The organism is Actinokineospora baliensis (assembly GCF_016907695.1).
Classification (GTDB): Bacteria; Actinomycetota; Actinomycetes; order Mycobacteriales; family Pseudonocardiaceae; genus Actinokineospora; species Actinokineospora baliensis.
The window spans coordinates 1,902,700-1,929,248 of record NZ_JAFBCK010000001.1 but is presented as its reverse complement, the minus strand read 5'-3'; the positions used below and the strand labels follow the sequence as shown (position 1 = coordinate 1,929,248).

24 protein-coding genes are annotated in these 26,549 nt (G+C 70.1%); 10 read left to right on the top strand and 14 right to left on the bottom strand.

Going from position 1 to position 26,549, the window contains the following annotated elements:
* Positions 1–420 precede the first annotated feature (420 nt).
* A complete protein-coding gene (locus JOD54_RS09125; RefSeq protein WP_204450106.1) occupies positions 421–1,215 on the bottom strand; it encodes an LppU/SCO3897 family protein in 795 nt (264 codons plus the stop codon).
* Between the two features lie 141 nt (positions 1,216–1,356).
* Positions 1,357–1,956, bottom strand: a complete 600-nt coding sequence (locus tag JOD54_RS09120) for an LppU/SCO3897 family protein (RefSeq protein ID WP_204450105.1) — start codon at positions 1,954–1,956, stop codon at positions 1,357–1,359.
* A gap of 127 nt (positions 1,957–2,083) precedes the next feature.
* On the opposite strand from JOD54_RS09120, the gene JOD54_RS09115 reads away from it, so the two are divergent.
* The gene (locus JOD54_RS09115) at positions 2,084–3,736 is read left to right on the top strand and encodes a DNA repair helicase XPB (protein WP_204450104.1); all 1,653 of its coding nucleotides are present in this window, start codon (positions 2,084–2,086) and stop codon (positions 3,734–3,736) included.
* On the opposite strand, the gene JOD54_RS09110 is transcribed toward JOD54_RS09115, so the two are convergent.
* On the bottom strand, positions 3,716–4,531 hold the full coding sequence (locus JOD54_RS09110; protein ID WP_204450103.1) for a serine hydrolase domain-containing protein: 816 nt from the start codon (positions 4,529–4,531) through the stop codon (positions 3,716–3,718). The genes JOD54_RS09115 and JOD54_RS09110 overlap by 21 nt on opposite strands.
* Before the next feature lie 66 nt (positions 4,532–4,597).
* Between JOD54_RS09110 and JOD54_RS09105 the strand changes: the two genes are divergently transcribed.
* The gene (locus JOD54_RS09105; protein ID WP_204450102.1) at positions 4,598–5,560 is read left to right on the top strand and encodes an o-succinylbenzoate synthase; all 963 of its coding nucleotides are present in this window, start codon (positions 4,598–4,600) and stop codon (positions 5,558–5,560) included.
* Here the strand turns inward: JOD54_RS09105 and JOD54_RS09100 are convergent.
* From JOD54_RS09100 to JOD54_RS09060, 9 genes are all read right to left on the bottom strand, one after another.
* The gene (locus JOD54_RS09100) at positions 5,557–6,687 is read right to left on the bottom strand and encodes a CapA family protein (RefSeq protein WP_204450101.1); all 1,131 of its coding nucleotides are present in this window, start codon (positions 6,685–6,687) and stop codon (positions 5,557–5,559) included. The two genes, JOD54_RS09105 and JOD54_RS09100, sit on opposite strands and share 4 nt — an antisense overlap.
* Positions 6,684–7,622: a ribose-phosphate diphosphokinase gene (locus JOD54_RS09095; protein ID WP_204450100.1), complete on the bottom strand. Its 939-nt coding sequence runs from the start codon at positions 7,620–7,622 to the stop codon at positions 6,684–6,686. Before JOD54_RS09095 ends, JOD54_RS09100 begins: the two co-directional genes overlap by 4 nt.
* A gap of 108 nt (positions 7,623–7,730) precedes the next feature.
* Positions 7,731–8,414 (bottom strand): SRPBCC family protein, encoded by a 684-nt coding sequence (locus JOD54_RS09090; protein ID WP_204450099.1) that lies wholly within the window; start codon positions 8,412–8,414, stop codon positions 7,731–7,733.
* Positions 8,415–8,425: 11 nt separating this feature from the next.
* Complete coding sequence (locus JOD54_RS09085; protein ID WP_204450098.1) at positions 8,426–9,280, bottom strand: FAD binding domain-containing protein; 855 nt, start codon at positions 9,278–9,280, stop codon at positions 8,426–8,428.
* Entirely contained in the window at positions 9,277–11,712 is a 2,436-nt protein-coding gene (locus JOD54_RS09080; RefSeq protein WP_204450097.1) for a xanthine dehydrogenase family protein molybdopterin-binding subunit, read from the bottom strand. Before JOD54_RS09080 ends, JOD54_RS09085 begins: the two co-directional genes overlap by 4 nt.
* Complete coding sequence (locus JOD54_RS09075; protein WP_204450096.1) at positions 11,712–12,203, bottom strand: (2Fe-2S)-binding protein; 492 nt, start codon at positions 12,201–12,203, stop codon at positions 11,712–11,714. The genes JOD54_RS09080 and JOD54_RS09075 overlap by 1 nt, the downstream gene beginning before the upstream one ends.
* 182 nt (positions 12,204–12,385) lie before the next feature.
* Complete coding sequence (locus JOD54_RS09070; protein ID WP_204450095.1) at positions 12,386–13,498, bottom strand: XdhC family protein; 1,113 nt, start codon at positions 13,496–13,498, stop codon at positions 12,386–12,388.
* On the bottom strand, positions 13,491–14,588 hold the full coding sequence (locus tag JOD54_RS09065) for a vWA domain-containing protein (protein ID WP_204450094.1): 1,098 nt from the start codon (positions 14,586–14,588) through the stop codon (positions 13,491–13,493). The genes JOD54_RS09070 and JOD54_RS09065 overlap by 8 nt, the downstream gene beginning before the upstream one ends.
* 34 nt (positions 14,589–14,622) lie before the next feature.
* On the bottom strand, positions 14,623–14,922 hold the full coding sequence (locus tag JOD54_RS09060) for a PadR family transcriptional regulator (RefSeq protein WP_239573322.1): 300 nt from the start codon (positions 14,920–14,922) through the stop codon (positions 14,623–14,625).
* Between the two features lie 279 nt (positions 14,923–15,201).
* Here JOD54_RS09060 and JOD54_RS09055 point away from each other — a divergent pair, with 279 nt between their 5' ends.
* A complete protein-coding gene (locus tag JOD54_RS09055) occupies positions 15,202–19,080 on the top strand; it encodes a Pls/PosA family non-ribosomal peptide synthetase (RefSeq protein ID WP_239573321.1) in 3,879 nt (1,292 codons plus the stop codon).
* Between the two features lie 32 nt (positions 19,081–19,112).
* Entirely contained in the window at positions 19,113–20,474 is a 1,362-nt protein-coding gene (locus JOD54_RS09050) for a M1 family metallopeptidase (protein ID WP_204450093.1), read from the top strand.
* A 270-nt stretch (positions 20,475–20,744) separates the two neighbouring features.
* Here JOD54_RS09050 and JOD54_RS09045 read toward each other — a convergent pair whose 3' ends face one another.
* Positions 20,745–21,587 carry an AAA family ATPase gene (locus JOD54_RS09045; RefSeq protein WP_204450092.1) on the bottom strand — a complete coding sequence of 281 codons (843 nt, stop codon included), beginning with the start codon at positions 21,585–21,587 and terminating at the stop codon, positions 20,745–20,747.
* 95 nt (positions 21,588–21,682) lie between these two features.
* Between JOD54_RS09045 and JOD54_RS09040 the strand changes: the two genes are divergently transcribed.
* The 6 genes from JOD54_RS09040 to JOD54_RS09015 all read left to right on the top strand — a co-directional run bounded on the left by JOD54_RS09040 (position 21,683) and on the right by JOD54_RS09015 (position 24,132).
* Positions 21,683–21,904, top strand: coding sequence for a PspC domain-containing protein (locus tag JOD54_RS09040; protein ID WP_204450091.1), 222 nt, complete (start codon positions 21,683–21,685; stop codon positions 21,902–21,904).
* Positions 21,905–21,921: 17 nt separating this feature from the next.
* Positions 21,922–22,218: a hypothetical protein gene (locus JOD54_RS09035; RefSeq protein WP_204450090.1), complete on the top strand. Its 297-nt coding sequence runs from the start codon at positions 21,922–21,924 to the stop codon at positions 22,216–22,218.
* 125 nt (positions 22,219–22,343) lie between these two features.
* Positions 22,344–22,505 (top strand): hypothetical protein, encoded by a 162-nt coding sequence (locus JOD54_RS09030; protein WP_204450089.1) that lies wholly within the window; start codon positions 22,344–22,346, stop codon positions 22,503–22,505.
* Positions 22,506–22,595: 90 nt separating this feature from the next.
* Positions 22,596–22,913 (top strand): protease inhibitor I42 family protein, encoded by a 318-nt coding sequence (locus JOD54_RS09025; protein WP_204450088.1) that lies wholly within the window; start codon positions 22,596–22,598, stop codon positions 22,911–22,913.
* Between the two features lie 131 nt (positions 22,914–23,044).
* On the top strand, positions 23,045–23,650 hold the full coding sequence (locus tag JOD54_RS09020; protein ID WP_204450087.1) for an RNA polymerase sigma factor: 606 nt from the start codon (positions 23,045–23,047) through the stop codon (positions 23,648–23,650).
* Between the two features lie 5 nt (positions 23,651–23,655).
* Positions 23,656–24,132, top strand: a complete 477-nt coding sequence (locus JOD54_RS09015) for a carboxypeptidase regulatory-like domain-containing protein (protein WP_204456165.1) — start codon at positions 23,656–23,658, stop codon at positions 24,130–24,132.
* A 16-nt stretch (positions 24,133–24,148) separates the two neighbouring features.
* On the opposite strand, the gene JOD54_RS09010 is transcribed toward JOD54_RS09015, so the two are convergent.
* Positions 24,149–26,386: a HelD family protein gene (locus tag JOD54_RS09010; protein WP_504739765.1), complete on the bottom strand. Its 2,238-nt coding sequence runs from the start codon at positions 26,384–26,386 to the stop codon at positions 24,149–24,151.
* Positions 26,387–26,549: the final 163 nt, after the last annotated feature.

The following is a 26,549-nucleotide window of genomic DNA, read 5'->3' as shown; positions in this document are numbered from 1 at the left end:
CGGGGCTCGCGGCTCGGGCTCGCGGCTCGGGCTCGCGGCTCGGGCTCGCGGCTCGGGCTCGCGGCTCGGGCTCGCGGCTCGGGCTTGCGGCTCGGGCTCGCGGCTCGGGCTTGCGGTGGAGCGGAGTGCTTGATGGGGCGCGGTCGGCTCGCCTTCGGCATTGCGCTGGATCGTGGTGGGTTGGGTGTGCTCGATGGGGCGAACTTGTTTTGCGCGGGGCCCCTGCACCACCCGTGGCAGGACCGCAAAAGCCGGGGCCGAAAAGCATGGCCCTGCAGCGAGGCAAGGCTACGGATGCCGCTCCCCCACACAAAACAAGTCCGCCCCATCGAGCAGTTGGCACCTTGGGTTCCACAGACAAGACAAGAAGAGGGCCCTACCGGATCTCCGGTAGGGCCCTCGTTCTCACTGCCTAGAGGACTAGCTGGCTGACTTGCCGCAGACGACGAACTTGGGCTCGTTGTAGCGGTAGCCGTCGTTGGTGCCTTCGACGGCGTCGCAGGCGGTGGCTTCGGACTGGCCGTCGACCACGTCGAGGACCTCGAACTCGTGGGAGCCGCAGGTGACCTTCTTGGCGGAGGCGGGCTTGTCGAGGCCGGTCAGGCACTCGCCCTTCTTGACGTTGAGCACCAGGCACAGCGAGAAGCCGCCGCCGCCACCGCGGCGGCTGGTCTCCTCGTACTCGAGGTAGTCGCTGTCGGAGGGGCAGGTGGCGCTGCCGCTGTCGAGCTTCTTGCCGACCTTGAACACCGCTTCCGGGGTGCCGCAGTCGATCTTCTCGACGTCGGCGTCGCTCGACGAGTCGTTGTTGACCTTGATGCAGTCACCGACCGCGGCGCTGGCCGCGGACTTGTTGAACTGGATGAAGGCGAAGATGCCGACCGCGACCACCAGGACGAGCAGGATGCCCACCCGGATCAGCTTCTTGTTGCTCTTCTTGGCGGGCTGGTCGGCCTGCGGCGGGGCGGCCGGGAAGCCGACCGGCTGCTGGCCGTGCGGCGGGGGCGGCGCCTGGCCGAAGCCGGGCTGCGGCGGCAGCTGCTGGCCACCGGGCGGGGTACCCGGCCCCTGCGGCGGGTACTGCTGGCCGCCGGGCGGCGTGCCGGGGCCCTGCGGCGGGTACTGCTGACCGCCCGGCGGGGTTCCCGGACCCTGCGGGAACGGCTGGCCGCCCTGCGGCGGAGGGAACTGACCCGGCTGCTGCGGGTGGGACATCGTGCACCTCAATGGCGTTGGAAAGCGACAAAGCCGACACCATCCCCCCTTTGGGATACGCTCGGTGCGGCGGTGCAATCTAACCTGTCGCTCGAACGGACGTAACACAAACCCCACAATCGGACCCGGGATTACCGGGTGTCACGGCTGCGGCGCGTTCGGTGTCTCCAGGCAGAACACCACCGGCGGTTCCGGGTAGCCCAGCCCGTTGCCCTCCGGGCAGGGGGACGGGTCGGCGGTGTCCGACAGCTCCTTGGTCACCCGGATGGCTTCCTGAGCGTCGCACGAGCCCACCTTGAACGCCTGGTTCGGGTCGTCGGGCACGTAGCAGTTGCCCGCGACGAAGTTCGGCATCAGGCAGAGCAGTTCCTTGTCGGTGCGCATCTCGCGGTAGGCGCCCTCGGCGCAGCCCTCCACCGACAGGTCCTTGCGGGCGGCGACCCGGAAGGACGCGGAACCGCTGCCGCACCCGACGAACTCGACCTTGGCGTCGTCGCCGGACCCGGTGACCGAGGCGCACTCCGCGTTCGCCGGGCCGTCGTCGTCGAGCACGTAGCGGAAGACCACGAACCCCACCCCCGCGATCAGCACCGCGATGATCGCCACCGCCCACAGCGGCAACATCTTGCGCGGCGGCCGCCCGGCCGGTTCGACCTTGCCCTCCAGGAAGTCCAACGGGCGCTCGTCGGCGTCGGGCGTGGGCTGCTCGGCCGGGGTTTCCGGCCCTTCCGGCTTGGTCATGCTGGGCCTCTGCGGTGGGGGTGCTGGTGGCCCGTGGACGGTAACGGTCCCGGCCCGCTCGTTGTCGAACCGGTTACCGAACTGTGCCCGGCCCGGGTCCGGCCGTCGGGTTTGCGACACTGGACGGGTGACCGATGGCCCGCTGATCGTGCAGTCCGACAAGACCCTCCTGCTGGAGATCGACCACCCCAGCGCGGGGGACGCGCGCACCGCCATCGCGCCGTTCGCCGAGTTGGAACGCGCGCCGGAGCACGTGCACACCTACCGGATCACCCCGCTCGCGCTGTGGAACGCGCGCGCGGCCGGGCACGACGCCGAGCAGGTGGTCGACGCGCTGTCGACCTACTCGCGCTACCCGGTGCCGCAGCCGCTGCTGATCGACGTGGTCGACACCATGGCCAGGTTCGGGCGGCTGACGCTGCACAACCACCCGGCGCACGGGCTGGTGATGACCTCCACCGACCGCGCGGTGCTGGAGGAGGTGCTGCGCAACAAGAAGATCAACCCGATGCTGGGTGCCCGGATCGACCAGGACACCGTGATCGTGCACCCCAGCGAGCGCGGCCGCCTCAAGCAGGCGCTGCTCAAGGTCGGCTGGCCCGCCGAGGACATGGCGGGCTACGTCGACGGCGAGGCGCACCCGATCACCCTGGTCGAGGACGGCTGGGAGCTGCGCGGCTACCAGCGGCTGGCGGCCGAGTCGTTCTGGGCGGGCGGCTCCGGCGTCGTCGTGCTGCCCTGCGGCGCTGGCAAGACCCTGGTCGGCGCCGCCGCGATGGCGCTGGCGCAGGCGACAACGCTGATCCTGGTGACCAACACGGTCGCGGGCAGGCAGTGGAAGCGCGAGCTGATCGCGCGCACGTCGCTGACCGAGGAGGAGATCGGCGAGTACTCCGGCGAGCGCAAGGAGATCCGGCCGATCACCATCGCGACCTACCAGGTGATCACCCGCAAGTCCGGCGGCGAGTACCGGCACCTGGAGCTGTTCGACTCGCGCGACTGGGGCCTGGTGGTCTACGACGAGGTGCACCTGCTGCCCGCGCCGGTGTTCCGGATGACCGCCGACCTGCAGTCGCGGCGGCGGCTGGGGCTGACCGCGACCCTGGTGCGCGAGGACGGCCGGGAGGGCGACGTGTTCTCCCTGATCGGCCCCAAGCGCTACGACGTGCCGTGGCGCGACATCGAGCAGCAGGGCTGGATCGCGCCCGCCGAGTGCACCGAGGTCCGGGTGACGCTGACCGACAACGAGCGGCTGGAGTACGCGACCGCCGAGCCGGACACCCGCTACAAGCTGTGCTCGACGGCGCGCACCAAGATCCCGGTGGTCCGGTCGATCCTGGATCGGCACCCGGACGAGCCCACTCTGGTGATCGGGGCCTACCTCGACCAGCTCGACGAGCTCGGGGAGGCGCTGAACGCGCCGGTGATCCAGGGCGCGACGAAGAACAAGGAGCGCGAGGAGCTCTTCGACGCGTTCCGCCGGGGTGAGCTGCGCACGCTGGTGGTGTCGAAGGTGGCGAACTTCTCCATCGACCTGCCGGAGGCCTCGGTCGCGGTGCAGGTGTCGGGCACGTTCGGGTCCCGCCAGGAGGAGGCGCAGCGGCTAGGGCGGCTGCTGCGGCCCAAGGGCGACGGTCGGCAGGCGCACTTCTACTCGGTAGTGGCGCGGGACACGCTCGACACCGAATACGCGGCGCACCGGCAGCGGTTCCTCGCGGAACAGGGCTACGCGTACCGGATCTGCGACGCCGATGACCTACTAGGCCCGCCGCTGCCCTAGCTCCTCGAGCACCCCGTCGGTGAGGGGCGGCCAAGCCTGGATCGCCCACTCACCGAAGGGGCGGTCGGCGAGGGCCACGCAGGCGACGCCCGCGTCCGGGTCGACCCAGAGGAACGTGCCGGACTGGCCGAAGTGGCCGAACGTGCGCGGGGAACTGCGCCGGCCGGTCCAGTGTGGACTCTTGCTGTCGCGGATCTCGAAGCCGAGGCCCCAGTCGTTGGGCTTCTGCATGCCGTAGCCGGGCAGGACGCCGTTGAGGCCGGGGAAGGCGACGGTGGTGGCCTCGGCCAGGGTCTCCTTGGCGACGAGGGTGGGCGCCTGGAGCTCGGCGGCGAACGTGGCCAGGTCAGCGCAGGTGGACACGGCCCCGGACCCGGCGGGCCCGGTCAGCTCCGAACTGGCCATGCCCAGCGGCTCGAAAACGGCCTCGGCCAGGTAGCGGTGGAACGGGATGCCCGTGGCCTCGTGCACGGCTTCGGCCAGAACGTCGAAACCGGTGTTGGAGTAGATGCGGCGGGCTCCGGGCTCGGCCTGCTGGGTGGTGGAGTCGAAGGCCAGCCCGGAGGTGTGGGCGATCAGGTGCCGCACGGTCGCGGGGCCAGCGGGCTGGTCCCACTCCAGGGCGCCTTCCTCCACTGCGACCAGGACGGCGTAAGAGGTCAACGGCTTGGTCACCGAGGCGAGCGGGAACCGGCGGTCTTGGTCGCCGACGGTCCCCAGGACCGCGTCCGCCGACACCACCGCGGCGGCGGCATTGTCCACCGGCCACTGACGCACCGCATCCAGGCTGAGCATGCTGTCAACCCTAAGGGGCTGAGCTTCCCTCAGCGGGCCCCCGGGTTGGTCTGCCACGATGCAGGGGTGTTCGCCGAGCAGACGCGTGTCTACGCGATCCCGATGCACACCCGGTTCCGCGGCATCACCGTGCGGGAAGGGCTGCTGCTTCGCGGAGACGCGGGCTGGGGTGAGTTCTGCCCGTTCGCCGACTACACCGACACCGAGGCGGTGCCGTGGCTCAACAGCGCCCGCGAGGCCGCCGAGCACGGGTGGCCGGAGCCGGTGCGGGACCGGATCCCGGTGAACGCGACGGTGCCGGTGGTGTCGCCGGAGCGGGCGATGGAGATCGTTCGCGAGTCCGGGTGCACGACAGCGAAGGTCAAGGTCGCCGACCCCGGGTCGACCCTCGGCCAGGACGTCGAGCGGGTGGCTGCGGTCCGGGACGCGCTGGGGTCGTCCGGGCGGGTCCGGGTGGACGCGAACGGGGCGTGGGACGTGGACCGCGCTGTGGCGGCCATCACGGCGCTCGACCGGGCAGCCGCCGGGCTGGAGTACGTCGAGCAGCCGTGCCGCACGATCGAGGAGCTCGCGGCCGTCCGGAAGCGGGTGGACGTGCGCATCGCCGCCGACGAGTCGATCCGGCGGGCTGAGGACCCGCTGCGGGTCGCGGTGGCTGGGGCCGCGGACATCGCTGTGCTGAAGGTGGCTCCTCTAGGCGGGGTCCGGCGGGCCCTAGCCGTGGCCGAGTCCGCGGGTCTGCCGTGCGTGGTGTCCTCGGCTTTGGAGACCAGCGTCGGTATGGCAGCGGGGTTGGCTCTCGCGGGCGCTCTACCCAGCCTCGACTACGCCTGCGGCCTGGGCACCCTGTCGCTTCTCACGACCGACGCCGTCTCGCGCCCTTTCCGCCCTGTCGACGGCTGGCTACCGGTCCCACGCACCGCCCCGGCGCCTGATGCCCTCACCGAAGCGGACGACCGCACTCGCGACCGCTGGCTCTCCCGCTTGGGCCGCGTCACGGCCCTTAGCGGCCACCACACCCACCGCTAAGGGCGCTTAAGCCCCGCAGCTGCCGCTCCTCGACTGAGCACGGTTTCGTCGGTGCGGGTAAGAGCCTCGTTCTTGCGGGCGGCGGCGACCTTGGTGTCGGACGTGAGGTCGCGTAGGCGGATCGGCGGCCCTAGGTCGGTCAGGATGGGCAGGTACTCGGCGGTGTCCACGGTCCAGCCGGTAGCCGACTTCGTGAAGTGGAAGCGAGCCAGGACGCCCTCTTCTGTGTCGCCCTTGGGGGTTTCATGGCGGGCGACCATGTTGCCCAGGCCGTAGGTGACCCACTTGTCGCCGATGCGCTCTATGGGCTGCACGACGTGGGCGTGGTGGCCGATGATCAGATCGATGGCCGGGTCGGCGAGCAGGGTCTTAGCGGTGCGCAGCTGATCGGGGCTGGCGTTGTGTTGCCCCTCGATCCCCCAGTGCAAGCTGGCGACCACTACCTCGGCGCCAGCATCCCTTGCCGCGCGAGCCGCGGTGCTCACTGCCTCGGGCGTGAGCATGTTGGCCATCCACGGTGAACCTGCCGGCCGTGACGTGCCCTGGTTAAGACCGAAGGTGAAGGACAAGAAGCCGACTTTGACGCCTGCGACCTCGCGGATAAGAGGCTTGGCTGCCTCGGTGGCTGAACGGGCAGAGCCGGTGTGTGTGATCTTGGCGGCGTCTAAGGCGTCGAGCGTGCTCGTGACGCCCGTTGGCCCCTGGTCGAGAGTGTGGTTAGAGGCCGTAGAACACGTGTCGAAGCCAGTCGCGGCAAGAGCCGTGACGACCTCTGGGGGTGCGCTGAACTTGGGGTAGCCCCGGAACGGGCCACTAGGCGCCGCGATGGGCACCTCTAGGTGGCACAAGGCAACGTCGGCAGCTTCAACCGCGGGCTTGATGCCTTCCAGGAGCGGGACGTAGTCGCGGGTGCCGCCGCCGTCCTTGGTGGCCTGCTCGGTGAGAGCGGGGTGGATCAGGACATCGCCACCCGCGATCAAGCTGAAGCCGGACTTGGCCTGGGTGGGCGGTGCGGTTGTCGGCGGTGCCGTGGTGACCTGCGGGTCTTCCGGTACCTCACCCACAGTGGGGTTACCGCTGCACGCCGCCAGGAGGAACACCCCGGCGATGGCGGGCAACCGCCTCACTGCGCATCGAAGAGGGCGCTGACGGACTCGCCGTTGTGGATGCGGCGCACGGCCTCGGCCAGCGCGGGCGCGACGGAGAGCACAGTGAGCTTGTCTGACCCCTCGTGGATCGGGACCGTGTTGGTACACACGATCTCCACCACCTCAGGCTGCTCACCGATCCGCTTGAGCGCCCCGGCGGCGAACAGGCCGTGCGTGCACGCCACCCGCACCGACCGCACGTCGTGCTCGCGCAGGCGGGCGAGCAGTTCGATCACGGTGCTGCCCTTGGCGATCTCGTCGTCGAGCACGATGACATCGCGGCCGTCGACGTCGCCGATCACCGAGGAGATGGCCACCCGGTCGTCGGCGAACCGCTGCTTGGCGCCCGCGGCGACCGGCACCCCGAGCATCCTGGCGAACCGCGCGGCCTCCTTGGCGTTGCCGAGGTCCGGCGAGACGACGGTGGTGTTGGACAGGTCCAGGCTCCGGAAGTGACCCGCCAGTTCGCGCAGGGCGTGCAGGTGGTCGACCGGCACGCTGAAGAACCCGTGCACCTGCGGCGAGTGCAGCGTCATGGTCAACACTCGATCGGCACCGGCGGCGACCATGAGATCAGCGACCAACCTGCCGCCTATAGAGATCCGCGGCGCGTCCTTCTTGTCCGACCGCGCGTAGGCGTAGTGCGGCAGGACAACAGTGATCCGCCGCGCCGAGGCACCCCGGGCGGCGTCGATCATCAGCAGCAGCTCGACCAGGTTCTCCTGCACCGGCTGCACGAGCGGCTGGATGAGGAAGACATCGCGCTCGCGGCAGTTCGCCTGCAACTGCACCTCTAGGCAGTCGTTGGCGAACCGCTGGACCCGCACCGGGTGCAGCGGCACCCCCAGGTGCTCGGAGATCTCCGCGGACAGCGCCGGATGCGCACTCCCACCGAACAACGCGATGTCCCGCACACGCACTCCCGTTGACCAGGCCAGATCCGCAGCGGTCGCTGCGACCCAACCCTAGTGGTCGCCGGGGACACCCGGTGGGGAGGGCAAGTGGCCCTCCCGACCGGGCACTCAGCGTCGGCCCCGCCGGATCAACAGGACGATCACGAGCGCCACCAAGGCCACCACCACCGGCAGTGCCCGCTTGGCGACCGATCCGCCCGCGTACTGCAGCAGGTCCACCGGCTCGGCCTCGGCCACCGGCGGCGGCACCGGCGCAACGACCGGGTCCGGCTCGGCTTCGACGGCCGGGGCCGCCTCGGGCGTTTCAGACTCGGGCTCAGGCTCTTCTGGCACGGCCGCGGCTTCCTCGGCCGGGGCGAGCTTGTCGGCCAGGCAGGTGGCGAAGGTGTCGAGGATCTTGCCGCCCACCTCGGCGATGAGACCGCGGCCGAACTGGGCCGGTTTGCCGGTGATCGCCAGGTCGGTGCGGACGCTGCCGGTGGTGGTGCCACCGTCCTCGGTGAGGGTCACGGTGACCGTCGCGGTCGCGGTGCCGTTGCCCCTGGAGTCCTTGCCGGACGCCTTGATCACGAGCTTGCCCGCCTGCTCGTCCCGGTCGAGGAACCGGCCGTTGCCCTTGTAGAGCAGGGAGATGGGGCCGAGCTTGACCTTGACCGTCCCGGTGAAGGAGTCGCCGTCGACCTCGGTCAGGGTGGCGCCCGGCATGCACGGCGCCACCCGGCTCGGGTCGAGCAGCGCCGCCCACACCACGGCCCGCGGGGCCGCGACGGTGAACTGGTGCTCCAACTGCACGGCATGACCTCCTAGACGCCCGCCGCCGCGGCTATAGCCCGCGAGGTGAGCACGCGGGCCAGGTGTTCGCGGTAGGCGGTATCTGCGTTGCTGTCTTCGGTCGCGCTGGTGCCATCCGCGGCGTGGGCCGCCGCTGCTTTGATGGCCTCAGCAGTTGCTGGTTGGCCCACCAGTGCCTCTTCGACCGCGCGCGCTCGCACGGGCACAGAGGACATGTTGGTGAGACCGACCCTGGCTTCCGCGATTACCCCGCCTTCGGTGCGCACAGCGGCGGCAACGGCCACGATCGACCATGCCTGGGCAACGCGGTTGAACTTCTCGTAGTGCGCGCCCCAGCCCGTGTGCTTCGGGACGCGCACTGCGACGAGGATCTCGTCTTGGCGCAGTGCGGTGGTGAAGTAGTCCACGAAGAAGTCCGAAGCGGCGACTGTGCGTTCGCCCTCCAGACCGTGCAACACCAACTCCGCGTCCAGAGCCAGGACCGGCGCCAGTAGGTCGCCCGCGGGATCCGCGTGCGCTATGGCTCCGCCGAAGGTGCCGCGGTGGCGGACCTGTGGATCGGCAACGGTGTCCGTCGCGACCTTGAGCAACAGGGCGTGGTCGCGCACCGCAGGGTCGCGCTGGACCTCGTAGTGCGTTGTGGTTGCCCCGATGACCACGGAGTCACCTTCGTCGCGGATGCCGCGCAGTTCGGGGATCCGGCCGATGTCCACCAGGGTGGTCGGCGCGGCGAGCCGCATGCGCAACACCGGGATCAGGCTCTGGCCGCCCGCGATGACCTTCGCGTCGTCGCCCGCGTCGGCAAGCGCGCGCACCGCTTCGTCCACTGTGGATGGAGCCGTGTAGTCGAACGCCGCTGGGATCACGCCACACCTCCGCTGGTGTCGATCGACCCGAGGCCGCCGCCCGCCTCGCCGCCGAGGCCGCCCGCGTCGGTGGGTCCACCGTTGATCGCCGTCCACACGCGCATCGGCGTGCACGGCATCTGGATGTCGTTGACGCCGTAGTGCCGCACCGCGTCCACTACGGCGTTGACCACGGCGGGTGTGGAGGCGATGGTGCCCGCCTCCCCGACGCCCTTGACGCCGAGCTGGTTGGTGGTCGACGGCGTCTCGGTGCGATCGGTGTCGAAGTGCGGCAGGTCTACGGCTGACGGGACGAGGTAGTCGGCCAGTGTTCCCGTTGTGAGCGTGCCGCTTTCGTCGTGCACGGCCTCTTCATAGAGCGCCTGCGCGAGTCCTTGCGCGAGTCCACCGTGGACCTGGCCCTCCACGATGATCGGGTTCACCACTACGCCGACATCGTCGACGCAGACGTACTTGCGGATCTTCACGAACCCGGTCTCGGTGTCGACCTCCACCGCGCACAGGTGGGTCCCGTGCGGGAAGGAGAAGTTGTCCGGGTCGAACGTCGCCTCGGAGTCCAGCGACGGCTCCACGCCGTCTGGCAGGTCGTGCGCGGCGAAGACGGCGAGGGCGACGTCGGTGAGCCCGGTGGAGCGTTCCGTGCCCTTCACGGTGAACTTGCCGCCCGAGAACTCCAGGTCGTCCTCGGCGCACTCCATGGTGTGCGCGGCGATCCGGCGCGCCTTGCGGATGACCTTCTCCCCCGCCTTGAGCACGGCCATCGCGCCGACGGTGAGCGAACGGGAGCCGTAGGTGTCGAGCCCCTTCGGTGAGGACTGGGTGTCGCCGTGCAGTACCTCGACGTCCTCGAAGGGCACACCCAACTGGTCCGCGACGATCTGGCTCCACGCCGTCTCGTGTCCCTGCCCGTGCGCGGACGACCCGGTGACGACCTCGACCTTGCCGCTGGGCAGCACCCGGATGGCGGCGTGCTCCCACCCGCCCGCGCCGTAGGACAGCGACCCGAGCACTCGCGACGGAGCCAACCCGCACATCTCCGTGAAGGTGGAGGTGCCGATGCCCAACTGCACGACATCACCGCGCTCGCGGCGTTCCCGCTGCTCCGCGCGCAGTGCGTCGTACCCGAACATCTCCTTGGCCTTGGCGGTCGCGGCCTCGTAGTTGCCCGTGTCGTACTCCAGGCCGCACACGGTGGTGAACGGGAACTCGTCGTGCTTGATCCAGTTCTGCTCGCGCAGTTCGATCGGGTCGCGGCCGAGCTCGGCTGCCAACTCGTCCATCAGCCGCTCTATGGCGAAGGTGGCCTCTGGCCTACCCGCGCCCCTATAGGCGTCTGTTGGGGTCTTGTTGGTGAAGACGTTGGTGCACGCGAACCGGTACGCGGGGAACTTGTAGATGGCGTTGAACATGAACGCGCCCAGGATCGGCACGCCTGGTGTGACCAGCCGCAGGTACGCGCCCATGTCGGCGAGCAGGTCCACTTTGAGGCCGGTGACTGTGCCGTCGCGGCGGGCAGCGAGCGTGAGCTTCTGGACCTGGTCGCGACCGTGGTGGGCCGACAGCAGCGACTCCGAGCGCGTTTCGGTCCACTTCACCGGCTTGCCCAGCCGGGTCGCGACCACCAGCGAAACGACTTCCTCCGGAGTGACCTGCAGCTTGCCGCCGAACCCGCCGCCGACGTCCGGCGCGATGACGCGGAGTTTGTGCTCGGGGGTGCCCGTGGTCAGCGCCAGCATGAGCCGCAGGATGTGCGGGATCTGCGTGGCGGACCACACGGTGGTCTGTTCACCGGTGGGGTCTACGAGGACAGAACGCGGCTCCATGAAGGCCGGGATGAGACGCTGCTGGCGGTATGTGCGCTCGATGAGCACCTCCGCGTCCGCGATGGCCTGCTCCACATCGCCGCCGGTGCCCGCCTCCGCGGAGTCGAACACCCAATGCGCGGACTTGTTGGTGCCTAGATCCGCGTGGACGAGGTCGGCGCCGTCGGCGACCGCGGCCGTCATGTCGAGCACAACCGGGAGATCCTCGTACTCGACCTCTATGGCCTCTAGCGCGTCGTGCGCCTCTGCGTTGCCGCGAGCGACTACGACCGCCACGGCCTCACCGGCGAAGTTCACCTGGTCGACCGCTAGTGAGGGCGCTGTGGGGGCCTTCTGGTCCGCTGTGATCGGCCAAGCACAGGGGAGGCTGCCTTGGGCCTCCGCGAGGTCTCGACCGGTGAACACCGCTATGACGCCGGGCCTGTGCCTAGCTTCCTCGACGTCTATAGAGGTGATTTTCGCGTGTGCGACGGGGCTGCGGAGGAAAGCCAGGTGGAGCAGCCCGGGGACGCTGAGGTTGTCTGTCCACCGGGTGCGGCCGGTGATCAGCCGAGCGTCCTCTTTGCGCAGCCTGGCCTTGCCGACCTCGGGTTCCGCGGTCGCGGTCATCACTGACCCCCAACCGGCTGGTGCGACCCGGGCTTGAGCTTCTGGGCCGCGTCCTGGACCGCCCGGACGATGTTCTGGTAGCCGGTGCAGCGGCAGAGGTTGCCCTCCAGGCCGTGCCGGACGGTGTCCTCGTCCGGGTCCGGGTCGTCGGCGAGCAGGTCGATCGACTGCATGATCATCCCCGGCGTGCAGAAACCGCACTGCAGGGCGTGGTTGTCGTGGAAGGCCTGCTGCACGGGGTGCAGCACGCCGTCGCGGGCGAGGCCCTCGATGGTGGTGACCTCGGCGCCGTCGGCCTGCACGGCGAGCACCGAGCAGGACTTCACGCTCTGGCCGTTGAGGTGCACCGTGCACGAGCCGCAGTTGCTCGTGTCGCAGCCGACGACGGTCCCGGTCTTGCCGATGGTCTCGCGCAAGTGGTGGACCAGCAGCTTTCGCGGTTCCACCTCGTCGGTGTAGGTGGTCCCGTCGACGGTGACGGTGATGCGCATCCTGCCTCCCAGCGGTGGCGTGGTGGTCAGCCCGGGTGAGCCCGTGGCGCGTGATCGGGCTCACAAACCAGCCTGCCCCGGTTCGACCGTCCCGACAAGCCCGATCGGCCGACCTGTGGACAACTGACCCCCGCCATTGGGGTATCCGCAGGTCAGCGTGGTTCCACTGGGGACGGCGCCGACTAGCCGTGGATGCGTCCGGACAGGACGGACAGCCGCTGCCCGCCACCGCCCCACCGGGTCGCGATGATCTCCGCCGCGATCGACACGGCGGTCTCCTCCGGGGTCCGCGCGCCCAGGTCGAGGCCTATAGGCGAAGCCAGCGCAGTCAGGTCGGCCTCGGTCAGACCGGCGTCGCGCAGGCGGGCCAGCCGGTCCGCGTGGGTGCGCCGCGACCCCATGGCACCGACGTAGCCGAGCTTCGCGCGCAGCGCGACCTGCAGGACGGGGACGTCGAACTTGGGGTCGTGGGTCAGGACCGTGACGACCGTGCGCTCGTCGACCTTGCCCTCGGCGAGCTGCCGCTCCAGGTAGCGGTGCGGCCAGTCGACCACCACCTCGTGGGCGCTGGGGAACCTGCTGGTCGTGGCGAAGACGGGCCGCGCGTCGCAGACCGTGACCCGGTAGCCGAGGTAGGCGCCCATCCGCGCCATGGCGGCCGCGAAGTCGATCGCGCCGAACACCAGCATGCGGGGCGGTGGTTCGAACGAGCTGACGAACACCGACATGCCCTCGCCGCGCCGCTCCCCGTCCGGGCCGTACCCGAGCATGCCGGTGCGCCCCGCCGCGAGCAGGCCGCGGGCGTCGTCGACGACGGCGGCGTCGACCCGGTCCGAGCCGGTGCTCCCGGCGTGCCGGTCCGTCCAGACGAGGATGCGCCGCCCCAGCCGGTCCGGGTCGCTGTGGGCGACGACGGTCGCGACAGCGACGGGGACCTCGGCCCGCACCGACTCGGCGAGCTGCTCGAACTCGGCGAAGGTGTCGGCGGCGATGCGCTCTACATAGATGTCGATGATCCCGCCGCAGGTAAGACCCACCCCGAAGGCGTCGTCATCGCTCACGCCATAGCGCTGCAGAACAGGACTACCGGTGTCGAGGACTTCCCTGCCGAGTTCGTAGACGGCTCCTTCGACGCACCCCCCAGAGACACTGCCGGTGACGGTGCCATCCGTCGCGACCACCATGGCTGCGCCAGGTGACCTCGGTGCGGACGAGAAGGTGGCGACGACGGTCCCGAGAGCGACCGGCTCGCCCGCCTGGTAGCGGCGCAGGACCTCGTCGAGCACGTCACGCACGGCGCACCTCCCGGAGCAAGAGGTCGAGTGTGGCCACGCTGTGCCCGGCGAGCAACCGGTCAACGTGCGGTAGTGCCGCCGCGATGCCGGACTGCACGGGCTCGTAGGACGCTGCTCCCGCGTGCGGGTTGACCCAGAGCACCCGGTGCGCGAGGCGGCTCAGCCTGGCCATCTGGGCGGCGAGTAGCGACGGGTCGCCGCGCTCCCACCCGTCGGAGAACAGCACGACGACCGCCTGCCGCGCGACACCCCGTTGACCCCAGCGGTCCAAGAACGCCCGGAGCGTCTCACCGAGCCGGGTACCACCGGCGAAGTCGGGCACCGCGCGGGCGGCAGCGGTAAGAGCCTGTTCGGGGTCGCGTTGGCGTAGTTGTCGAGTGAGCCGCGTTAGGCGGGTCCCGAGGGTGAACACCTCTGTAGGCGCGCGACGAGCCATAGCGTGTGCGAAACGCAGCAGCGCGTCTGCGTAGGGCGTCATCGAGCCGGACACGTCGACCAGCAGGACCACCCGACGAGGCCTACTGGCCCGGCGTTTACGGGCGATGCGCATGGGCTCGCCGCCCGTGGCACGCATCATGCGCAGCGTGCGGCGCTCGTCGACCCGGCCGCGTCGGTTGGGGCGCCACCGCACCGCAGGTCGCTGGGGTGGCTCGGGACGCAAAAGGTCGATCATCTCGCGCAGGTGTGCCCGCTCCGCGGCAGTGAGGTCGGCAAGATCCCGGTGCCGCAGGACCTCCGCGGAGCTGGCCAGCGGGTCTATGTGAGTAGCGCTCTCGCCATCAGTGGACCTGCCCGCGACTAGAGCAGCGATGTGACCGCGCTTTGGCCGAGGGTCCTGGGTCGGCCTAGGCGCGCGTGGGGTGTCACCGCTGAACCAGGCGTGGAAGGCGTTGTCGTAGCGGGGCAGGTCGTCGGGCTCGGAGCACAGGGTGAGCCTGCCCGCCCAGTAGGCCTGGTTGACGTCTGCGAGGTCGAGCAGCTCTATGGCAGCCAGGTAGGCCCTTACGCGCTCTGAACCGCAGTTCACGCCAGCGGCTCGCAACGCCACTGCGAACCCGACGAAACCGGGGAGCGGGGCTACCTGACTCACCCCCGCAGTGTGCCCCAGGTCACCGGGTGGCCGCTCAGGCCACGTCGTCGGCCAGTTCGGCCAGCACGGCCTTGCAGTCGGCCAGGACCTTCTTGCCGCGTTTGGTCGTCCGGTAGCGGCGGACCCGCCTGCCGCCGACGACCTCGGTGCGCGACTTGAGCAGCCCGGCCTCCTGCAGCCGGTGCAGCAGCGGGTACAGCGTGCCCGGCGACACGCGGTGCCCCCGTGCGGCCAACTCCTCGGTCAGCAAGGCCCCGTGGACCTCCTCGTTGGCCGCGTAGCGCAGCACCCGCAACCGCAGCGCCCCGTTGGCGAACTCACGCACCACATCCATCGCTCCACGATATCGCACCTCGATATCGAGCAGGAGAAGCGGCGAAAACCGCAGTCCACACGGCCCAGCAACCGCAAATATCGTGAACCGATATCTGATCCCGATAGGAAAACCCTTGTGGCACAAGGATGTGAACCGCACCACGTCGGTAATAGATCGACGAGACAGGTCGATGTCACGACCGGTAACGTGCTCTGGTCGTGGCGCTGGAACGGCCACGACCTGGGGCAACCGCCCTCCGCATAGCTGCAAGAAAAGGTGAGAAATGCGTTCGCCGCGATGACGATGGTCCACCCCCCGGCTCCTCTGCTCACCGCCCTCGACCCGCTCGCCGACGCCGCGGCGCTGGGGCTCGCCGTGTTCCGCGCGGGCCCGGAGAGCGCACCGCGCACCCTGGTCGACGTGCTGACCGCCACCGCCGCCCGGCACCCCGACGCGGACGCCATCGACGACGGCACCACCGTGCTCAGCTACCGCGCCCTGCTGGCCGAGGTCGGCACCCTGGCCGCGCGGCTGGCCGAGGCCGGTGTCGGCCGCGGCGACCGGGTGGGCATCCGCGCCCCGTCCGGCACCGCCGACCTCTACATCTGCATCCTCGCCGCGCTCGCCGCCGGTGCCGCCTACGTGCCGGTCGACTTCGACGACCCGGACGAGCGCGCCGAACTGGTCTTCGGCGAGGCAAACGCTTGCGCGATCCTCGGTGAGCACCGGTCCATCACCCTGCGGCCCGGCGCCACCCCGCTCGGGCGCCCCGGCGCGCCGACCACCGAGGACGACGCCTGGATCATCTTCACCTCAGGCTCCACTGGTAAGCCCAAGGGCGTCGCGGTGAGCCACCGCAGCGCCGCCGCGTTCGTGGACGCCGAGGCGGAGCTGTTCCTGCCCGACGAGCCCATCAACGCCGACGACCGCGTCTTGGCGGGCCTGTCCGTCGCGTTCGACGCCTCGTGCGAGGAGATGTGGCTGGCCTGGCGCAACGGGGCGTGCCTCGTCGCCGCGCCGCGCGCTCTGGTGCGCACCGGCGTCGACCTGGGCCCGTGGCTGGTCGAGAAGGCCATCACCGTGGTGTCGACCGTGCCGACGCTGGCCGCGCTGTGGCCCGCCGACGCGCTCGACGACATCCGGCTGCTGATCTTCGGCGGCGAGGCGTGCCCGCCCGAGCTGGCCGAGCGGCTGGCCATCGAGGGCCGGGAGGTGTGGAACACCTACGGCCCGACCGAGGCGACCGTGGTGGCCTGCGGCGCCAGGATGACCGGCGAGGGCCCGGTGCGCATCGGCCTGCCGCTCGACGGCTGGGAGCTGGCCGTCGTCGACGAGGCTGGCGAGCTGGTGCCGATGGGCGGCACCGGCCAGCTCGTCATCGGTGGCGCGGGCCTGGCCCGCTACCTGGACCCGGTGAAGGACGCCGAGAAGTTCGCCGCGCTGCCCGCGCTGTCGTGGGACCGCGCGTACCGCAGTGGCGACATGGTGAAGGCCGAACCCGAGGGGCTGCTGTTCCTCGGCCGGGCCGACGAGCAGATCAAGCTCGGCGGTAGGCGCATCGAACTCGGCGAGGTCGATGCCGCGCTGCAGGGCCTGCCGAACGTGGCTGGCGCTGCCGCCGCTGTTCGCACTACGGCCGCCGGTAACCAACTTCTTGTCGGCTACGTGGTCGCGACCGAGGGTTTCGACGCTGACGCCGCTGTGGAGCAGCTGCGGACCGAGCTCCCGGCCGCTTTGGTGCCTCTTATCGCCGAAGTCGACACCCTGCCGACCCGCACGTCCGGCAAGGTCGACCGCAACGCACTGCCGTGGCCGCTGGACCTCGACACCTCCGAGGTCGACACGGCAGCGCTGACCGACACCCAGCGCTGGCTGGCCGGTCTCTGGCGCGACCTGCTCGGTGTGGCGGTCAGCAGCCCGAGGGCCGACTTCTTCGCCAACGGCGGTGGCAGCCTGTCCGCCGCGCAGCTGGTCTCGAAGATCCGCGAGCAGTATTCGAGCATCGCGGTCGCGGACCTCTACCAGCACCCCACGCTGGGCAAGCTCGCCGACCACATCGACGCGGCCGCGGCCAGCACCCAGGTCGACCGGGTCGTCCTGCCGACGCCGCGCCGCGCGCAGGTCATCCAGACGCTCTTGACCCTCCCGATGCTGACGGTCGTTGGCGCCCGGTGGGTCGTCGCACTGGCTGCGGTGAACAACATCTTGGGCTTCTCGTGGGCGCCCCACGTGTCGTGGTGGCTCGTCCTCGCGGGCTGGTTCGTCTTCCTGAGCCCGTGGGGTCGTATGGCCCTCGCGGCCGGTAGCGCACGCCTGCTGCTGCGCGGCGTGAAACCGGGCTCGTACCCGCGTGGCGGCAGTGTCCACCTGCGGCTGTGGGCCGCGGAACGGATCGTGGACCTTACGGGCGCCGCCGGGCTCCAAGGGGCGCCGTGGATGACGCACTACGCGCGTGCACTCGGCGCGCGGATCGGCGACGAGGTCGACCTGCACTCGCTGCCGCCGGTCACCGGCATGCTGCGGCTTGGTCGCGGCGCGGCCATCGAGCCCGAGGTGGACCTCTCCGGCCATTGGCTGGACGGCGACGTACTGCACATCGGCCAGGTTCGGGTGGACGCCCACGCCACGGTCGGCGCGCGCAGCACGCTGTTCCCCGGTTCGCGGGTGGGTAAGCGTGCCGAGGTCGCTGCGGGCTCTGGTGTGCTCGGCGTAGTTCCCGCCGGGCAGCGTTGGTCCGGGTCCCCCGCCGCGCGCACCGGTAAGGCCAACGCCACCGGCTCCCGTCCCGCGCGTCGTCGTCGCTGGGTGGCCATCTACGCGATGACGTCGTTCGTGCTGAGTGTGCTGCCGATCGCGGCAGCCGTACCGGCGCTGCTGGTGCTGTCCGCGTTCCTCGAAGGGACGACGACGCTCGGCGCTGCGACTGTCCAGGCGATGGTGGCGGTTCCGGCCGTGACGCTGACCTGGATGGCCGCGTACGCGCTGCTCATCCTGGTCCTGGTTCGGCTGCTGTCGCTACGCCTCCGGGCTGGTAAGCACGCCGTGCACAGCCGCGTCGCGTGGCAGGCCTGGGCGACCGAGCGACTGATGGAGATGGCCCGCTCCGGGCTGTTCCCGATGTACGCGAGCCTGCTGACCCCGGTGTGGCTACGGGCGCTTGGCATGAAGGTCGGCAAGCGGGTCGAGGCATCGACGGTGCTGGCACTGCCGAGCATGACCACCGTTGGCGATGGCGCCTTCCTCGCCGACGACACGATGATCGGCTCTTACGAGCTCGGCGGCGGTTGGCTGCGGATCGGCGAGGCGAGCATCGGAAAGCGCGCCTTCCTCGGCAACTCCGGCATGACCGCGCCCGGCCGGGCTGTCCCCAAGCGGGGCCTCGTCGGTGTGCTGTCCTCTACGCCTAAGAAGGCCAAGGCTGGCTCCTCTTACCTTGGTATGCCGCCAATCAAGCTGCCGCGCACGGTTGAAGACTCCGACGAGAGCAAGACCTTCGATCCGCCTAAGAGGCTCATGGTCGCGCGCGCGTTGGTTGAGGTGTGCCGCGTGGTTCCGGTCATGGCGTCAACCGCGCTTCTGTTCCTGGTCGCGGCAGCGCTGACCTACACCGGTTTCTGGCTGGGCCTCGCGGTTGCGGGTCTCCTGCTGTTCGGCGCGGGTGTTGTCGCTTGCCTAGTGGCGATCGCGGCGAAGTGGGCACTGGTGGGTCGCTTCGGCACTGTGGACCATCCGCTGTGGAGCTCGTTCGTGTGGCGCAACGAGTTGGCGGACACCTTCGTCGAGATGCTCGCAGTGCCGTGGTTCGCGACTTGGGCGCACGGCTCGCCGCTGCTGTCCGTGTGGCTGCGCGGCCTGGGCGCCAAGATCGGCAAGGGCGCGTGGGTGGAGACCTATTGGCTGCCCGAAGCCGACCTCGTGCACGTCGGCGACGGCGCCACGGTCAACCGCGGCTGCGTGCTGCAGACCCACCTGTTCCACGACCGCGTGATGCGCATGGCGCAGGTGACCGTGGGCGAGGGCGGCACGCTCGGTCCGCACGGGATCGTGCTGCCCGGCGCGTCCATCGGCGAACGGACCACTGTGGGCCCGGCGTCGCTGGTCATGCGGGGTGAATCGGTACCGGACGGCAGTCGCTGGCTGGGCAACCCGATCGCCGCGTGGCCGGGCAAGCGCTGACTGGAGCCCCGGTCGTCATGTTGAATGTGGGTATGAGCGCCAAGGCTGACCCGGCTCGCGCCGGGCAGCCCGGCGCGAGCACATCACCGGACCCCTACCTGCCCAACCACGGCAACGGCGGCTACCGGGTGCTGCACTACGACCTGGACCTGACCTACCGCGTCGGTCCCGGCAGGCTCGAGGGCCGCGCCAGGATCACCGCGGTGGCCACCCAGGCCTTATCGCGGTTCAGCCTGGACTTCGCGGGGTTGCGCAGCGGCAAGGTCAGCGTCAACGGCAAGCCGGTCCGCTACGCCCAGCGCGGCAAGAAGCTGCAGATCACCCCGAACCGCGCCCTGCCGGACGGCGGCCGGTTCACCGTGGAGATCCGCTACACCGGCTCACCGGCGCCGATCCCCAGCCACTGGGGCGAGATCGGGTGGGACTACCTCGACGACGGCGTGATCGTCGCGAGCCAACCGGTCGGCGCGCCGTCCTGGTTCCCGTGCAACGACCACCCCAGCGACAAGGCGACCTACCGGATCTCGGTGGCGGTCGCCTCGTCGTACCAGGTGGTCGCCACCGGGGTGCTGGAGGCCAAGCAGTCGTCGGCCAGCCTGACCAGGTGGGACTTCCGGCTCTCGCAGCCGACCCCGACGTACCTGGTGAGCGTCCAAATCGGACGGTACACCGAGTCGTCGTTCGCGACGGTGCCGATGATGCACGCCGCAGTGCCCGCCAGGCTCGCCGCGCCGTTCGAGCACGACTTCGGCCGCCAGCCGCGGATGCTGGTCGAGTTCGAGCGGATGTTCGGCCCGTACCCGTTCGAGCAGTACGGGGTGGTCGTGGTCGACGCCGAGCTGGACGCCCCGATCGAGGCCCAGTCGCTGTCGGTGTTCGGCAGCAACCACGTCGACGGCGTGCGCGGCAGCGAGCGGCTCGTCGCGCACGAACTGGCGCACCAGTGGTTCGGCAACAGCCTCACCGTGGCGCGGTGGCAGCACATCTGGCTCAACGAGGGCTTCGCGAACTACGCGGAGTGGCTGTGGTCAGAGGCCTCCGGCGGCGAGCCCGCCGACAACCACGCCCGACGCGCGTGGCGCCAACTGTCGGACCTGCCGCAGGACCTGCGCATCGCCGACCCGGGCACCCGGCACCTGTTCGACGACCGCGTGTACCTGCGCGGCGCGGTCACCCTGCACGCGCTGCGCCTGCGGCTGGGCGACGAGCGGTTCTTCGCGCTGCTGAAGGTGTGGACTTCGGCGCACCGGCACAGCACGGTCACAACCGAGGAATTCACGACATTGGCGCAGCGGCACACCCCGTGGCCGCTGACCGAGTTGTTCGCGAGCTGGCTGAACTCGCCCGTTCTGCCCGCGTTCCCACGCCGAACGCCTGGCGCGGACCGGGAGTAGTGTGACTGGTCCGCGCCAGGTGTGCCTTTCGCGGCCGCGCGGCTAGTTAGGCCGGGCGCGAAAGGCACCGGTTACGGCGTTCGGAAAACCGGGAGGGGTCCCGTCGAACCGCGTTCCGGGTGGGCGCACCACGGCGCCGCCACGCGCCACCGCCGCCCGGACCGCCCACCGCGAACGGTGACCTCCGCTTGGTTTCCCGGATCTATGATGCACCGCGAAACCCACTCTGACGAGCGATTTTCCGGGTCCGCGGCCGATCACCGAAAGTGATCAACCGGCGAGGAGCGCGTCCAGCCCGGCGGCCACGACCCGGTCGACGTCCTCGCGGTACTTCAAGACCGCACCCAGCGTCAGGGCCGCCGTCGACACGTCAGCGCTTTCGCGCCCCAAGGCGACAAGAGCGGCCGCCCAGTCAATCGTCTCAGCCACTCCTGGTGGCTTCAACAACTCCATCTCACGCAGCCGCCTAACGGCCGTTACAACCTGGGTCGCCAACCGCTCTTCCAAGCCCGGTAGCCGTTTCCGGAGAATCGCGAGTTCACGATCAAGCGAAGGGTGATCCAACCAGTGGTAGAGGCATCGCCGCTTAAGAGCGTCGTGCACCTCTCGCGTCCGATTCGACGTAAGAACCACCAACGGCGGCACTGCGGCGCGGATCTCCCCTAGCTCCGGCACCGTCACCGCGCTCTCGCTCAACACCTCCAGCAAGAACGCCTCGAACTCGTCGTCCGCGCGGTCGATCTCGTCGACCAACAGCACACACGGCGACTCCAACGCCCGCAGCAACGGTCGAGCTAGGAGGAACCTCCGCGTGTAGAGCGACTCGACGGACGTACCAGCTCTTAGCTCAAGAAGCTGCCGCGGGAAGTCCCACTCATAGAGGGCCTGCGTGGCGTCTATGCCTTCGTAGCACTGGAGCCGCACGAGCTCGACACCCAACGCCGAGGCCAACGCGGTCGCCAGGGCCGTCTTACCTGTGCCCGGCTCCCCCTCGCAGAACAGCGGCCGCCCCATCGCCACGGCGAGGTAGGCGGCCGTGGCGAGGCCTTCGTCGGCCAGGTACCCGACCTGGTCGAGCGCGCTGGCCATCTCGGCCGGAGTCCGGACCCGCATGCGGGTCACCCTAGCCCCGCCCCGGACCCGACCCCTAGTCCGGAACCGGGGCTCTCCCCGATGGCAGGAGGCCGCTGACCAGCCACTCTTGAGTCATGACGAACGACATGTACACCAAGGTCAACCAGCAGACCCGCAAGTTCCGCCGCAGCCGGTCCGACCGGATGGTGGCAGGCGTGTGCGGCGGCATCGCCAAGGCCATGGGGATCGAGGCGCCGATCGTGCGCATCGGCCTGGTCGCCGCGACGCTGCTGGGCTTCGGCACCGGCGCGGTCATCTACCTGGCCTGCTGGATCCTGCTCCCCGAGGAGGACTGACCGGCTAGGGTCGGCTGGTGGCCGACCAGCGGACCGGGACCGCCCGCGTCTTCGTCCTGATCGCCTCGGCCGCGGTGTTCGCCGCCGGTGGGGTGGTCTGCTTCCTCGTCCTGCTGCTCGGCCCCGCGATCCGCGACGGCAACCCCGTCGCCGGGGCCATCGCGTACACAGTGCTCAGCCTCGCCACCGCGGCCACCGCGGTGGCGTTCGCTGTCAGAGCCGTCGACACCCGCCGAGTCGTCCTGGGTGGCTGCGGGACGCTGCTGGTCGGAACGCTGCTGGCCGCTGGAGCGATGGTCTGGTTGCTGACCTGACTGGCGACCTGACGGGTGACAAAAGCGTGCCACGTCACAAACCGGCCAAGGCTCGTTTGTATCCCGCGGCCCCGTCCCGGCTCTTTACCGGTGTCTGAGTAGAACTACTCGCCCACGGAGCCACCATGAGCCAGCAGCACACCGCGCGGGGGATCCCGCGGTCGCTGGCGGCGCCGGGCGCGGGTGCGGCGGCGGTCCTGGCGGTCACCAGCCCGCCCGCCGGGTTCGACCAGCGGGAAGACGGTCACACGGGCGCGCTCGGTCGGTTCGACCGGGCGCCGGTGTGACCGCGGCGGCGACCGGTGGCCGGACGGGTGCAGGGGACCTGTCCGGCCACCGGGCCGCCCGCGTCGAGCGCAGCGGAGGGGGAGCACGTCGTGGCGCTGGTGCAGCTGTCGGCTCTGGACGCCGAGGGGCCAACCGAGTTGCACCGGGGGGATACCGTCGAGTTGCGACTCCCGGAGTCCGCGACCACCGGCTTCCGGTGGCGCTGGTGGCTCCCGGAAGCACTGCGCATGATCGCCGACGAGCACGTCCCGGCGACGGTCGGCGCCGGTGCGCCGGGTTCCGCCGGCGAGCGGCGGCTGGCCTTCGACGTCACCACGTCGGGGCGGCACGAACTCCGGGCCGAATTGGCCAGACCGTGGGAAGGGCAGGCGCGTCAGGCCCTGACGTTCGTCCTGCACGCGCGTTAGTGACACTGGTGGAGTACATCTTCACCCGAACGAGTGAGTCAGGATGGGCCCGGACGCACAGACCGGGCACCGGACGATGTAGCCAGTGCCACGATGCACGACCCCGGCAGACGGAGAATGGGGTGGGAGCGGTGACCGAGCTCCACGCGACGAGGACGAACCCGCCGTGGGAGGGCCTGGAGGGTACCGAGCGGCACGCCGCGTGCGTGATCGCCGCCAGAGACGGCCACAAGGGGGCGCTCGACGTCCTGGTGGCCGAGCTGACCCCGTTGGTGTGGCACATCTCCAGAGGCGCCGGACTGGACCGCTCAGCGGCCGAGGACGTCGCCCAGACGGTGTGGCTGGCGCTGCTGCGCCACCTCGACTCGATCGCCGAACCGCGAGCGGTGGTCGGCTGGCTGATCACCACCACCCGGCGCGAGGCCAAGCGCACCAGGCAGCGGTCGGCCACCCAGGTCGAGCTGCCCCCGGAGGTCGCCGAACACGTACCGAGCACCGAACCGCAGCCGGAGGCCGAGGCGCTGCGCACCGAGCGCGACCACACCCTGTGGTCGGCTTTCCACCGGCTGGACCAGCGCTGCCAGGAGCTGCTCCGGCTCACCGTGCTGGCCGGGCGCGCGGAGTACAAGGTCGTCGCCGAGGTGCTGCGGATGCCGCACGGGAGCATCGGACCGACGCGGGGGCGATGCCTCACCGCACTGCGCGCGCTGTACGACAATGGGGATGGTGGCAGATGAGGACCATGGACGACTACGAGATGGACCCGGCCGAGCAGGAGTACTGGCTGGCCCAGGTCGCCAGGCTGGTCGACGAACTCGACCCGGTCCCCCCCGGTCTGGTCGAGCGGGCCCAGTTCGCCATCGACCTCGAGGACATCGACGCCGAGGTGGAGCTGGAGGCCGCGCGGTGGGCCGACCAGCGCCCGCTGGCGGGCGTGCGCGGCGGCGCACCGGGGACCATCACCTTCTTCGTCGGCGACCTGACGGTGATGGTCAACGTGACCAGGACCGGCGAGAAGCAGCGCATCGACGGGTGGTTGGTGCCCGCGGGCGAGCACGGGGTCGAGGTCCGCGTGGCCGACCACGGCTCGACCGCGACCACGGCCGACGAGGGCGGCCGCTTCGTGCTCACGGAGGTGCCGCGGGGCACCACGCAGATCCTGGTGCGGATGAACGGCGGCAAGCCGCGCACCGTGGTCACCCCTACTGTGGAGCTATAGAGCGCTGTAGCGCCTCCTACCGCAGCCTGCTCAGGGCGGCAGGCAGGTCTGTCGAGCTCACAACACCGACCCACTGCGTCGCTCGCGTGAGCGCCACATAGAGGTCGTTGAGCCCGCGCTCGGACTCGTCGACGATCGCGGCGGGCTCGACAACGAGCACGCCGTCGAACTCCAAGCCCTTGGACTGCCGGACTGTCAGCACCACGACCCGGCTCTCCAGTTCTGGTCTCTCCCCTACTGCCGCGCCCGGCACCCGCGCGAGCACCGCTTGGCCTACTTCCTCGACCAGAGCCGCGGGCACGAGTACCGCCAACGTTCCTGGGTGGTCTTGAGCGGCTAGATCCGCCACTGTGCCTGGCAGATCCGCGTAGGCCACTCGCCGCGCCCATGGCTCGACGCCGGTTTCCCGTACCGAGCTGGGTGGGACCAATCCCGTCTTCAGCGCGGCAAGTACATCAGAGGCGACGGCCATAATCTCCGCCGGAGTGCGGTAATTGACGGAAAGTTCCGTCAACCGCCAGCGGTCTTCGACGTACGGGGCCAGGATGCCTGCCCACGTGTCGGTACCGGCCAGGTCGCCGGTCTGGGCGACATCGCCGACCAGGGTCATCGACCTGGTGGGGCACCGGCGCATGAGGACCCGCCACGCCATCGCGGACAGCTCCTGCGCCTCGTCGACGATGATGTGGCCGAACGTCCAGGACCGGTCCGCCGCGGCGCGCTCGGCGGCCGTGCGGTGGTCTTCGTCGTCGTAGCGCTCGGCGAGGCGGCTGGCGTCGATGAGGTCGTAGGCGGTGAGGATGTCCGGGTCGGCGTCGTCTTCCATCTGGAGGATGTCGAGGACGCCTTGCGCGTAGTCCTGCTCGTCGCGGCGGCGGCGCTCGGCCGCGGCCCGCTCGGCGCGGTCGTCCACACCGAGCCACTCGGCGGCCTCGTCGAGCAGCGGGGCGTCCGCGGCGGTCCACCCGAGCCTGGGGGACCGCAACAGCAGCGCCCGGTCGTCCGCGCTGAGATCAGGCAGAGCGGACTCTAGGCGGTCAGCGGACGCGTAGAGGTCGACGAGGAGTTGCTGCGGGGTCAGTTGCGGCCATAGGGCCTCGATCGCGTCTTGGACGACGTCATCGGCCGCGAGCTCGCGGCGGATGTCGGCGAGGTCGCCTTCGTCGAGGAACTCGGCACCGAGGCGGTTGGCCTCTTGCTTGGTCAGCGCCGCGACGATCGCTTCGGCGAAGAACGGTCTTGCTTCGTTGTGCGGGCGGCGGGTGCGTCTGGCCCGTTCTCGCGCGGCAGTGATGGTCGCGGGGTCGAGCACCATCTCCACCCGCTCGACTACGAGCACCAAGGGCTCGTCAGGTGCTTCTTGCCTATCCGCCACCGCGCGGCGCACAGCCGCCACCATCTCTATGCGGCCCTTGATCTCCGCGGCCCGGGCGGGCTCGGGGCGGTGCCCACGCACTCCGGGGTAGAGGTCGCCAACGGTCTGCAAGAGGACGCCGGTCTCGCCTAGAGACGGCAGGACCTGGCCTATGTACTTCAGGAACGTCGCGTTAGGACCAACGATGAGCACACCACGGCGGGCCAATTGCTGGCGGTAGGTGAAAAGCAGGTACGCGGCGCGGTGCAGCGCCACGGCTGTCTTACCGGTGCCAGGACCGCCTTGGACGACGAGGACCCCGTTGAGCCCCGAGCGGATGATCTCGTCCTGCTCGGCCTGGATGGTCTCGACGATGTCGGACATGCGGCCGGTCCTGGTCGCGTTCAGGGCCGACAGCAGGGCGGCTTCGCCGACCACGCCCGCGGCGGCCCCGTCCTGGCCGTCGGCGAGGTCGAGCACCTCGTCGTCGATGCCGGTGACCTCGCGCCGGGACGTGCGGATGTGGCGGCGCCTGCGCACCCCGTCCGGGGAGGCGGCGGTGGCCAGGTAGAACGGCCTGCTCGCCGGGGCCCGCCAATCCATCAGCAGCGGTTCGTAGTCGCCTTCCGCGTCGAACAAACCAATGCGACCGATGTAGCTGCGGGTGCCGTCGACGAAATCGAGCCTGCCGAAGCACAAACCGTTCTCGGCGGCGCCGTATTGCGCCAACTGGTCGCTGTAATGCGAGGTCGCCGCGTCCCGGTGGGTCATCGCCGTGGGGCTGCTACTGGTCTCCCGCAGGGTCCTGGCCAGCCGGGAGTCGGTGTCGGCGCGCAACCGGTCGAGGTGCGCGTAGAGCATGCTGATGTAGTTCTGCTCCACATCGAGCTCGGTTGACAACCGTCCTCCAATTGCCTTATAATCGCCACGGGCCGCAATTGTCTCGGCCATTCACGCACCGATTCCCCAATGTAGCGCATCCATTCTCGGGATGGCGCCGTGCGGTCGGTCAGCTCCTCCCCCGCCAACGCGAAAGGCCCGGCCCCCCGAGGGGGACCGGGCC

Coding starts and splice junctions, on each gene's coding strand:
- JOD54_RS09120 (WP_204450105.1), bottom strand. CDS start 1,956: ATGACCAAGCCGGAAGGGCCGGAAACCCCGGCCGAGCAGCCCACGCCC.
- JOD54_RS09045 (WP_204450092.1), bottom strand. CDS start 21,587: ATGCGGGTCCGGACTCCGGCCGAGATGGCCAGCGCGCTCGACCAGGTC.
- JOD54_RS09080 (WP_204450097.1), bottom strand. CDS start 11,712: ATGACCGCGACCGCGGAACCCGAGGTCGGCAAGGCCAGGCTGCGCAAA.
- JOD54_RS09060 (WP_239573322.1), bottom strand. CDS start 14,922: ATGGATGTGGTGCGTGAGTTCGCCAACGGGGCGCTGCGGTTGCGGGTG.
- JOD54_RS09050 (WP_204450093.1), top strand. CDS start 19,113: ATGAGCGCCAAGGCTGACCCGGCTCGCGCCGGGCAGCCCGGCGCGAGC.
- JOD54_RS09110 (WP_204450103.1), bottom strand. CDS start 4,531: ATGCTCAGCCTGGATGCGGTGCGTCAGTGGCCGGTGGACAATGCCGCC.
- JOD54_RS09125 (WP_204450106.1), bottom strand. CDS start 1,215: ATGTCCCACCCGCAGCAGCCGGGTCAGTTCCCTCCGCCGCAGGGCGGC.
- JOD54_RS09015 (WP_204456165.1), top strand. CDS start 23,656: ATGGACGACTACGAGATGGACCCGGCCGAGCAGGAGTACTGGCTGGCC.
- JOD54_RS09075 (WP_204450096.1), bottom strand. CDS start 12,203: ATGCGCATCACCGTCACCGTCGACGGGACCACCTACACCGACGAGGTG.
- JOD54_RS09030 (WP_204450089.1), top strand. CDS start 22,344: ATGAGCCAGCAGCACACCGCGCGGGGGATCCCGCGGTCGCTGGCGGCG.
- JOD54_RS09040 (WP_204450091.1), top strand. CDS start 21,683: ATGACGAACGACATGTACACCAAGGTCAACCAGCAGACCCGCAAGTTC.
- JOD54_RS09055 (WP_239573321.1), top strand. CDS start 15,202: ATGACGATGGTCCACCCCCCGGCTCCTCTGCTCACCGCCCTCGACCCG.